At 62.6% G+C, this 9500-nt stretch carries 9 protein-coding genes and 1 pseudogene; 4 read left to right on the forward strand and 6 right to left on the reverse strand.

Annotation, left to right across the window (positions count from 1 at the left end):
• Positions 1 to 35: 35 nt before the first annotated feature.
• A complete protein-coding gene (locus ACIQ17_RS11590; RefSeq protein WP_398468601.1) occupies positions 36 to 1550 on the reverse strand; it encodes a helix-turn-helix domain-containing protein in 1515 nt (504 codons plus the stop codon).
• 149 nt (positions 1551 to 1699) lie between these two features.
• On the opposite strand from ACIQ17_RS11590, the gene ACIQ17_RS11595 reads away from it, so the two are divergent.
• Positions 1700 to 2533, forward strand: coding sequence for a class I SAM-dependent methyltransferase (locus ACIQ17_RS11595; RefSeq protein WP_398468604.1), 834 nt, complete (start codon positions 1700 to 1702; stop codon positions 2531 to 2533).
• Positions 2534 to 2689: 156 nt separating this feature from the next.
• Here the strand turns inward: ACIQ17_RS11595 and ACIQ17_RS11600 are convergent, their stop codons facing one another.
• From ACIQ17_RS11600 to ACIQ17_RS11615, 4 genes are all read right to left on the reverse strand, one after another.
• Complete coding sequence (locus ACIQ17_RS11600; protein WP_398468606.1) at positions 2690 to 3784, reverse strand: serine/threonine protein kinase; 1095 nt, start codon at positions 3782 to 3784, stop codon at positions 2690 to 2692.
• A 22-nt stretch (positions 3785 to 3806) separates the two neighbouring features.
• Positions 3807 to 5243, reverse strand: a complete 1437-nt coding sequence (gene trmFO, locus ACIQ17_RS11605; RefSeq protein ID WP_398468608.1) for a methylenetetrahydrofolate--tRNA-(uracil(54)-C(5))-methyltransferase (FADH(2)-oxidizing) TrmFO — start codon at positions 5241 to 5243, stop codon at positions 3807 to 3809.
• A gap of 179 nt (positions 5244 to 5422) precedes the next feature.
• Positions 5423 to 5575: a DUF1127 domain-containing protein gene (locus tag ACIQ17_RS11610; protein WP_211908563.1), complete on the reverse strand. Its 153-nt coding sequence runs from the start codon at positions 5573 to 5575 to the stop codon at positions 5423 to 5425.
• A 606-nt stretch (positions 5576 to 6181) separates the two neighbouring features.
• A complete protein-coding gene (locus ACIQ17_RS11615; RefSeq protein WP_398468611.1) occupies positions 6182 to 7081 on the reverse strand; it encodes a DUF2189 domain-containing protein in 900 nt (299 codons plus the stop codon).
• A 375-nt stretch (positions 7082 to 7456) separates the two neighbouring features.
• Between ACIQ17_RS11615 and ACIQ17_RS11620 the strand changes: the two genes are divergently transcribed.
• Both ACIQ17_RS11620 and ACIQ17_RS11625 read left to right on the forward strand, forming a co-directional pair.
• Positions 7457 to 7849: a DUF3597 domain-containing protein gene (locus tag ACIQ17_RS11620; RefSeq protein WP_398468613.1), complete on the forward strand. Its 393-nt coding sequence runs from the start codon at positions 7457 to 7459 to the stop codon at positions 7847 to 7849.
• A 110-nt stretch (positions 7850 to 7959) separates the two neighbouring features.
• A complete protein-coding gene (locus ACIQ17_RS11625; protein WP_398468615.1) occupies positions 7960 to 8751 on the forward strand; it encodes a fumarylacetoacetate hydrolase family protein in 792 nt (263 codons plus the stop codon).
• A 75-nt stretch (positions 8752 to 8826) separates the two neighbouring features.
• On the opposite strand, the gene ACIQ17_RS11630 is transcribed toward ACIQ17_RS11625, so the two are convergent.
• Entirely contained in the window at positions 8827 to 9117 is a 291-nt protein-coding gene (locus ACIQ17_RS11630) for a GNAT family N-acetyltransferase (protein ID WP_398468621.1), read from the reverse strand.
• 187 nt (positions 9118 to 9304) lie between these two features.
• Here ACIQ17_RS11630 and ACIQ17_RS11635 point away from each other — a divergent pair.
• Positions 9305 to 9500 (forward strand): annotated as a pseudogene (locus ACIQ17_RS11635) (zinc metalloprotease); the annotation flags it as partial.

The raw sequence follows: 9500 nt of genomic DNA on the forward strand, positions 1-9500 counted from the left end.
GCCGTCTTTCTCGTGCGGCCCGTGCTCATCGTTTGCTAGAGCGGAAGGCCGGCATCATTGAGTGCGCCGACGATCCGTGTGCGGCATGACCAGGTGAGCGGCGGCAATCCTGCCTCGACACCGGCGATCGTGAGCTCGGGACATCCTGCGCGCCAGAGCGCCAGACTGCGCTTTGCTTCGGGCTGCGCGCCGCTCAGCAGATAGGATGGACATAGGGTTCGGTGGATCCAGAGGGCCGATGGATGGTCCAGCACGGCGCGCTGCTGCCAGATGGCCGCTTCGCCGTAGTGTCCTGCGTCGAAGTGGGCGCAGCCGATCCCGACAAAATTGTTGAAGGCGAGCTGGTCATGCGGTGCGAGATCGAGCGCGATCTTGAAGCGCTCGATGGCTGCCGTTGTGTCGCCCTTGTAAAGATTGATCCAGCCGCTACGGCTCCAGGCCCAGGCCGAGCCACCGTCGATCGCGAGTGCCTTGCTAATGACGATCTCGGCGGCCGCAAGCTCGTCGACCAAAGTGAGGGCATTGCCGAGGATGGCGAGCACGGTCGCGTCGCCGGGGAGCGCCTGGGCCTTGTGCGCCAGTTCCGTCGCGCGTGCCCGGTCTTCGGTCGGTGTCGTGGTGAAATGATAGATCGCGCGTTGGGCGTGGGTCCAGGCCGATAGGGCTGTCGCGAGCGCGTCATCGGGATCGAGCTGGATTGCACGCTCGAGCAGATCGCGTGCATGGTCGTTGCCCTGGGCATCGAGGCGGATCACATCTGGCATGGCCTTGAGCGCGAGATCGTGCGCGACGAGATCGTGATCCGGGACATGACGGACGCGATCCATTTCCGCGAGGCGCAGGCTTGGTTGGAGCGCGGTAACGATGCGGGCAGCCAGCAACTCGTCATCCGCAAGGTCAACCTCCGAACGATACGCCCAGATCAGGCGGCCGGTGATCGTGTCGGTCAATCGCAGGGTCAGCTCCGTCCTGGCTTCGTGGTCGGTGAGCCCGCCCGATATCTCGTAGCGCGCCGAAGCACGGCGACACGAGACCGCCATCCCTGCGCGCAGCAGCGCCATGATGACTGCGTCGGTAAGATGCCGCGCCATGTCGCCATGCCGGGCCTGTGCCTCGATGCGGCCGAGTGCGATCGCCGGCTGTTGATGCGACGTGACGAAGGTGGGCAGGAGCGGGCGTCCGGCCGGGGCCGGCAGTGACTGCCGTTGCAGGGTCTGTGACGGCGTCTCGCCGTAGCGCGTGCGATATTCCACCGAGAAGCGTCCGCAATGTGCAAAGCCGCAACCGAGCGCGACATCCATGATTTTGGTCTCGGAGGTCGCATGGAGCAATTTGCGGCGGGCAGCCTTGAAGCGAAGGTCCTGCAGCGTCACGCGCGGTGAATGGCCGAGGAACGTCCTGAACTGTCGCTGCAGGGTTCGGCCCGACACCCGTGCACGATCGGCCAGTTCGGACAAGCGCCAGTCGCGCCCAAGGTCGGCGTCCATCGCATCCAGCGCGGATCGGACTGAGCGCGGCAGAACAGTATGCAGGACAGTTCCTGTAGTCATGGCGCGGTATCCGTCGTCTTCCGCATTAGTCAGGCACGGCGCGAAAAGGTTCGCTCGCTGGATAGTGGTGTCGCGAACTGGATAGGAGTGCTGCGCGGCCCGCAGCTAGGGTTCCTCCGGTAACTGCCAGACATCCAAAGGAGGAAAAGATGTCCACGACCCAGACAGAAACGAAAATGGCGACGCCGGACTTTTCCGCGCTGAAGGCGCGGCAGCACGGCGCCTGGTCGTCGGGTGACTACGCGATGATCGGCTCGACATTGCAGATCGTCGGCGAGGAACTCTGCGAGGCGATGGATCTGCATGCAGGCCAGCAGGTGCTCGATATCGCTGCCGGCAACGGCAATGTGTCGCTGGCGGCCGCCCGTCGATGGTGCGAGGTGACATCCACGGACTATGTTCCATCCCTGCTCGCGCGTGGCAGGGCCCGCGCCGAGGCGAACGGTCTGGCGATGACGTTCCAGGAGGCTGATGCCGAGGCGCTACCATTTGCGGATGCGCAGTTCGATGCAGTCGTATCCACATTCGGTGTGATGTTCACGCCGGATCAGGACAAGGCCGCGGCCGAGATGATCCGGGTCTGCAGGCGGGGCGGCAAGATCGGTCTGGCCAACTGGACCCCGCAGGGCTTCATCGGGCAGGTCTTCAAGACGCTCGGCAAATATCTGCCGCCACCGGCCGGAGCCAGGTCGCCGGCGCTCTGGGGCACGCGCGAGCGGCTGGAGGAATTGTTCGGCGGTGCTGCGGTCATCGAGGCAGAACCGTGCCACTTCGTCTTTCGATACCGGTCGCCGGAGCATTTCCTCGATATCTTCAAGTCATATTACGGACCGGTCCTGAAGGCCTTCGCAGCTCTGGACGAGGCGAGTGGCCGCGGCCTTCATGCCGATCTGCTCGACCTGATCGGACGCCTGAACAGGGCGAAGGACGGCACCATGGCGGTCCCCAGCGAATATCTGCAAGTGGTGATGATCAAACGCTAGCACCGCCCAGAGGCAATGACAGCATATCCACTTGACGTCATTGCGAGGAGCCGACGGGGCCGGCTTCGCCGGCCCGATGACAGGCTCCGCGACGAAGCAATCCAGCCTTTGGCGAAAGACTGGATTGCTTCGCGACGCTCGCAATGACGGGGCAATTTACGGCTGCGGCAGTTGCGTCTCGAAATTGAAGCGATCGCGCAGGTTTTTCCGCGATTCCAGGATCACCTTCAGGAACGCCCGGTCCGCATCGCTGGTCATCAGCGGCTCCAGCAGGTCCACCTGGTTCATCGCCACCAGCTGCAACACCTCGGTGCGGATCTTGCCCGCCGTATCGCGCGGCAATGCGGGGATCACCTGCAGATGCTCTGGTGGCTTTGCCGCTTTCGCGGCGGCCAACTCGCTCTGCAGCTTGCCTTCGAGCGCGACGTCTTCCGCTTCGACGAAGGCATAGAGCCCGACGCCCGTGCGGCGATCCGCAAAGGCCACGATAGCCGCATCCCGCACGTCCGGATTGCGCTTGATGATCTCCAGCAGCGGCGGTGCGTCGTTGACGAGGCGCTTGCCGCCGCCTTCGCGGTCGGTGAAGTTGAAGATGCCGCGGGTGATGGCGCGATAGACCTTCTTACCGGTCATCAGCCAGATCCGCGCCGGCAGCGACTTCCTCGACAGGATCTGCTTTTCCTTCGCCGTCAAAAGCTCCGGCGCATAGGTGCGCTTGTGCTTGAGAAGATGGCGGAGGTCTTCATAGGCGGCGATGCGGAACAGCTGGCTGCGGCTCTTGAAACAGACCGCAAGCTGGAAATCGGTGAGATAGGCGAGGCCGTCGCTGCCGCGCAGCCAGTTCTGCTCCTTGGCGAGATCGTTGTGGCACACGCCCATGCGATGCAGTTTGCGCAGCGCCAGCTTGGCCGACTGGAAATAGCGCGCATCGTTGTATGGCTTGGCCAGATGCAGCGCGACACCATCGATGAAGCCGCGCACGAGCGTGCGCTTGCCGGCCCAGAGCAGTTCGGGTCCGACCTTCAGGTCGCGCGCGAGCGTCAGGGCGCGGCGTTCGCGCGTGAACAGATGATGCGCGAGAATGAACGACCACCACGGCACCTGATCGAGGCGTCGGAGGACGGCATCGACATCGCCGTCGCGCGTGCGAAAACGGCCGCGTTCGACGGTCGAGAACACGTCGCGCTTCAGCAGCACGCCTTCGGTCCAGTGTTTTGAAAGCGCAGCGGCGTCCTGTTTGGGCAAGCTCATGACTGATCCAACCGAGCTCGCGTTACGCCGCCGCCGCGACGGCCGGGAGGCTGGCGGCGATCCAGCCATCGAGATCGGCCAGCGCGCGGGCGCTCATGGCCTGCTTCTTGGCGACGGTCTTCTCGTTGCCGCGCAGGCGCGAACCGTCCGGCTTCTTGGTCGGCGGCGATGCGAGCGGCGGGAACAGGCCGAAATTGATGTTCATGGGCTGGAACGAGCGCGGGCCGGCATCCACGGTCTCGATATGGCCGCCGGTGATATGGCCGAGCAGCGAGCCGAGCGCGGTCGTTGCCGGCGGCATGGTCAGCGACTGGCCCTTGGCCTCGGCCGCCGCACACAGCCCGGCGATCAGGCCGACACTGGCGGATTCCACATAGCCTTCGCAACCGGTCATCTGGCCGGCGAAACGCAGGCGCGGCTGGGCCTTCAGACGCAGCTGCTCATCGAGCAGTTTTGGCGAATTCAGGAAGGTGTTGCGATGTAGGCCGCCAAGGCGGGCGAATTCGGCATTCTGCAGGCCCGGAATCATGCGCAGCACGTTCTGCTGCGGGCCGTATTTCAGCTTCGTCTGGAAACCGACGATATTGTAGAGCGTGCCCAGCTTGTTGTCCTGGCGCAGCTGCACGATGGCATAGGGTTTTACGAGCGGATCGCGTGGATTGGTGAGGCCGACCGGCTTCATCGGCCCGTGGCGCAGCGTCTCGCGGCCGCGCTCCGCCATGACCTCGATGGGCAGGCAGCCGTCGAAATAGGGCGTGTTCAGCTCCCATTCCTTGAAATCGGTCTTTTCGCCGGCCAGCAGCGCGTCGATGAAGGCGTCATACTGCTCCCGGGTCATCGGGCAGTTGATGTAGTCCGCGCCGGTGCCGCCGGGCCCGACCTTGTCGTAGCGCGACTGGAACCAGGCGATCTCCATGTCGATGGAATCTTTGTGAACGATCGGCGCGATGGCGTCGAAGAAGGCCAGTGCGTTCTCGTCGGTCAGTTCGCGGATGGAATCAGCCAGCGGCGCCGAGGTGAGGGGGCCGGTTGCGACGATAACATTGCGCCAGTCGGCGGGCGGCAGGCCGGCGACCTCGGTGCGGTCGATGGTGATAAGGGGGTGGTCTTCCAGCGCCCTGGTGACGGCATCAGAGAACGCGTCGCGGTCCACGGCCAGCGCGCCGCCGGCGGGCACCTGATGGGCATCGGCACTGCGCATGATCAGCGAACCGAGCTTGCGCATTTCAGCATGCAGCAAGCCGACGGCATTGTTCAAGGCATCGTCGGAACGGAACGAATTGGAGCAAACGAGTTCGGCGAGGCCATCGGTGCGATGGGCATCGGTCATCCGGACCGGGCGCATCTCGTGAAGGGTCACGGGGATGCCGGCATTGGCGACCTGCCAGGCGGCTTCGGAGCCGGCAAGGCCCGCGCCGATCACATGGACGCGGTTGTCTTTGTCAGAGGCTGTTGTCATGGCCCGCATGTAGCGCGTTTCAACGCGAAACGGAATTCGCTTTGGCGGGGTTCCGCAGGTTAGTCAGTGCTTTGCACTGGCACCTTTCGGTAGAGACGCTTTTCGGGGACCACGATCGCGCCCGCTCGTCGCGGGCGCAATTCGTGAAACGTCAGCGGACGGAGCACCGTCCCGACGGATCAGCCGTTGTAGGCGCCCGAGGCAACGCGCGGAATGTCAGAGCGATCGAGACCGATGTCCGACAGTTCGCGATCGCTGAGCTGCGACAGCTCGGCAACATTGCGCTGATAGTCACGGAAAGCCTGGATCATACGGATAAGCGAGAGCAGCATTTTCTTTCTCCTTCAAAGTCAGCGATTCATCTCTTGAGAGTGTCTCGCTGTTGAAGTGAATATAGATGAGCGCTTCGCGATGCAGCAGTTCAGATGTTGCGGTGCAGCTAAGCGATTTATGCATGCCTCCGGCAAGAAGTGATTAACCTTTCGGCGCTGGCTGGCGCGGGTCCGGGCAGGGTGCGTATCCCGACACCGAAGTCCTGCCCGTCGTCGTTAGTTAGGCGATTAAACGACGGTTTTAAAGGGTTTCCACGTCGTAGGGCAGAAAGGTGACGCAATGCTGGCGCGAAGCTGGTGGCGCCGATCACGGACCTTAATGGCGCACCAAAAGGCATGCGCGAATCGCATGTATCGGAAGAAATGAATTTATATTCACCTTGAATGCGAAGGTCGCAGAGCATGGATCCGCGTCAAACCGGTTTGCGAGAGCGAAACGATTTCGCCCTTTGTTCCGGGCCATCAGGTCTGGTCTGCCTATCATGAAAGTTGATAGTGGCGTGGTGGATCGCACCACACGTGTGTGGCCAGCAAAAACTGAACGATGCTGCACCTTCGAGCCGCGACGCCCGCCCGAGATCGGGCGAGCGTAAGGCAGAAATGTCCTCAGTCGCGGCGGCGACCTTGAAACAGTGAGACCGGGAAATCGGCCGCATAGCGCTTCGTCGCGCTGCGCTCGGGCATGAGCGGTGGATTCGGATTGCGTTCCACGGTCATGCGATAGAGATGCCATGTTGCGTGGCCAAGCAGCGGGATCACGACGGCGAGCCCAAGAAAGAATGGCAGCGAGCCGAGCACGAGCAATGCAGCGACGATGAAGCCCCACATGGCCATCGTCACCGGATTGCGCGCGACCACGCGTAGCGATGTGGTGACCGCGTCCATGACGCTTGCATGGCGATCGAGCATCAGTGGAAACGACACCGCGCTGACGCACAGGGCGACGAGCGCAAACATCAGGCCGGTGCCGCAGCCGACCACGATGAGCTGCCAGCCCTGCGATGTGGTCAGCACTTGCGACAGGAAGCTCGGAATTTCTGCGGCCGGAGCGTTGCCGAATGTGGAGACATAGATCGCCTGCGCCGTCGCGATCCAGGTCAGGAACAGCACGAGCAACGCAAGGCCAAGTGCGAGCATCGCACCAAAGGACGGCGAGCGCGTGACGTCGAGGGCATGCCAGGCCGATGCGTCCTCACCGGTCTCGCGGCGGCGGCTGAGCTCATAGAGCCCGATGGCGGCGAATGGCCCGAGCAAAGCGAAACCTGCCGCGAGGGGAAATAGCAGCGGCAGGATCGAATAGCCGAGCACCGTGCGCGCCAGAACGATGCCGATCACGGGATAGATCAGGCACAGCATGATGGCGTGGCTGGGTATGGCCTTGAAGTCCTCCCAGCCGAGCCGCAGCGCGTCGCCGAGATCCGATGGTGTAATGGAGTAGATGCGGGGTGCCGCAACATTGTCGATGCGGACGAGGTCGGTGGCATTGCCGGTCGTGGAGAGGGCCATGATCGTTGCTCCCTTCTGAGCGCGCGGAATTCTCACGCGCAACAACGAGCGCGGGAGCCGCTCGAAAATGATCACGACAGTGCCGGACGCGCATGCAACAAGACCGGCTGTCGCGAACCGTGCGGTGATCCTAGCGCCGATGTGGAGCGCCGATACTCACGCTTGGGTGAGGGTGCAGCGCGTGACGACCGCGTTGCAGTGCGGCCGGCCTTTCGCCGCAATTGGAACCGACTTTGAGTGAGTCTTGTTGTCTGTCGCTGGTGCCGCATTGGCATCGGCGGTCAGCGGGGAGATACTGCGATCCGCCGGTCATTCGCCGGTCACGTGCTGCAGTCATTCTTCAGGCCATCATTCGAAGTCATTGGGAGCGACCAAATGAGCATTTTCGGCAAGATCATGAGCGCGATTTTCGGCAGCAGCGCCAGCGCTGCAGCTCCCGACGCGGCGCCCGCCGCAGGCGGTACCGCGGCTCCGGCCGGCGGTGCGGCGGCCGGCGGCGCAGCACCCGCCGCCACTGTTGACGTGGCGCCGATCCTCGATGCGGCGGTGAAGGCCAAGGGCGAGAAGCTGGAATGGCGTACCTCCATCGTCGATCTGATGAAGGCGCTGGACATCGACAGCAGCCTCGGCGCCCGCAAGGAGCTCGCCAAGGAGCTCGGCTATACCGGCGACACCAGCGACAGCGCCAGCATGAATATCTGGCTGCACAAGCAGGTGATGACCAAGTTCGCCGCCAATGGCGGCAAGCTGCCGGACGATCTCAAGTAAGGCTCTTCACTCTCTCACCAAACGAAAGGCCCGCGCTCGCGCGGGCCTTTTTGTTGTGGTATGCCAGAATACAAGAAGCGCTCCTCAGAGAGCGGACAAGGGAGGCCATCATGGATCTGATCGATCGTCGGACACTCATCGCCGGCGGCGCTGTCGCGCTGACCGCAAGTGCCATCGGTGGGGAGGCTGCGCAGGCGCAGGCCGGACCCAAAAGCATCTTCAAGGTCGATGCCGTGACGATCCCGATCGTCGGCGAGACGGATGTGTTTCCGGTCCGCCGCATCTATTGCATCGGCCGCAACTATGCGGCGCATTCGCGCGAGATGGGCTCCGACCCCAATCGCGAGCCGCCCTTCTTCTTCCAGAAACCGACCGACGCGATCCAGAATGTGAAGGTCGGCGAGGTCGCCGATCATCCATATCCATCGCTGACCAAAAACTATCATTACGAAGTCGAACTGGTCGCCGCGCTGAAATCAGGTGGCACCAATATCCCCGCCGACAAGGCGCTCGATCACGTCTATGGCTACGCGCTCGGTCTCGACATGACCCGCCGCGACCTGCAGCGCGCCATGGGCGACGAGAAGAAACCCTGGGAGATCGGCAAGAGTTTTGACCACGCCGCCGTGCTCGGACCGATCCATCCGGTCGCGAAAACCGGGCACATGACCAAGGGGCTGATCTCGCTGGCGGTGAACGGCACGGTGAAACAGAGCTCGGATCTCGACAAGATGATCTGGAGCGTCGCCGAGCAGATCGCAAAACTCTCGGAAGCCTTTGAGCTGAAAGCCGGCGACATCATCTATTCCGGCACGCCGGAAAATGTCGGTCCGGTGGTGAGGGGCGATGTGCTGCTGTGCAAGCTGCAGGGGCTGCCGGATATGTCGATCAAGATCGTTTGAGGGCGGTCTCGCGCGATCCTCAAAACCTGTAGGTAGGCACGCTGCGCTTTGCCCACCTTACAATGGCGTTGGCGATTAGCCAGCCATATCCGCATATTCCGGATGCTGGTCGAGATAGTCGACCACAAAGCTGCATCCCGCAACGACCTTGCGGCCGTCCGCGCGGATCAATCCCAGCGCGCCTTTCACCAGCTCTGACGCGATGCCGCGACCGCGCAGCGCCGGCGGCGTTTCCGTATGGGTGATGATCACGCGATCGCCGGCCGTGCGATAATTGGCGAACGCGATACCGCCATCTATGGCGAGTTCGAAACGGCCGGCGTTCTTGTTGTCGCGGACGGCGCCTCTGTTGCCTTCATGGATCATCATCGGTCTTTCGGTTGGGGCCAATAAATCGTCTGGCCTAGCAGACGCATAAGGCGGCGTCGCCTTTCGCAAGACGTATTACCAGCTCTTCTGGCGATGTACGCCTTGCATGTTGTCGTCAGTGGTGTCTTTATGTTTTACAATTTAAGGATGTTATTTGGCTGAAAATCGTCATTAGGAGGGCGACATGGCGGAGGAAGCACTTCCGAAACGCAGGTCTTGCGGTGTGATGCAGGTCCATGAGCGACTTGCAGAGCAGATCGTCGACTATCGTGAGAGGGTCGCTTCAATCGAAAATGACACGCGCGCGAGGATGGCTACGGCAGCGGCGCGGCTCACGGCCGGGCCAGTGACGATTGCCGTGGTGGTTCACGTTGTCCATC

The sequence above is a fragment of the Tardiphaga sp. genome, assembly GCF_044340795.1.
Lineage (GTDB): Bacteria > Pseudomonadota > Alphaproteobacteria > Rhizobiales > Xanthobacteraceae > Tardiphaga.

Coding starts and splice junctions, on each gene's coding strand:
- ACIQ17_RS11590 (WP_398468601.1), bottom strand. CDS start 1,550: ATGACTACAGGAACTGTCCTGCATACTGTTCTGCCGCGCTCAGTCCGA.
- ACIQ17_RS11595 (WP_398468604.1), top strand. CDS start 1,700: ATGTCCACGACCCAGACAGAAACGAAAATGGCGACGCCGGACTTTTCC.
- ACIQ17_RS11600 (WP_398468606.1), bottom strand. CDS start 3,784: ATGAGCTTGCCCAAACAGGACGCCGCTGCGCTTTCAAAACACTGGACC.
- trmFO (WP_398468608.1), bottom strand. CDS start 5,243: ATGACAACAGCCTCTGACAAAGACAACCGCGTCCATGTGATCGGCGCG.
- ACIQ17_RS11610 (WP_211908563.1), bottom strand. CDS start 5,575: ATGCTGCTCTCGCTTATCCGTATGATCCAGGCTTTCCGTGACTATCAG.
- ACIQ17_RS11615 (WP_398468611.1), bottom strand. CDS start 7,081: ATGGCCCTCTCCACGACCGGCAATGCCACCGACCTCGTCCGCATCGAC.
- ACIQ17_RS11620 (WP_398468613.1), top strand. CDS start 7,457: ATGAGCATTTTCGGCAAGATCATGAGCGCGATTTTCGGCAGCAGCGCC.
- ACIQ17_RS11625 (WP_398468615.1), top strand. CDS start 7,960: ATGGATCTGATCGATCGTCGGACACTCATCGCCGGCGGCGCTGTCGCG.
- ACIQ17_RS11630 (WP_398468621.1), bottom strand. CDS start 9,117: ATGATCCATGAAGGCAACAGAGGCGCCGTCCGCGACAACAAGAACGCC.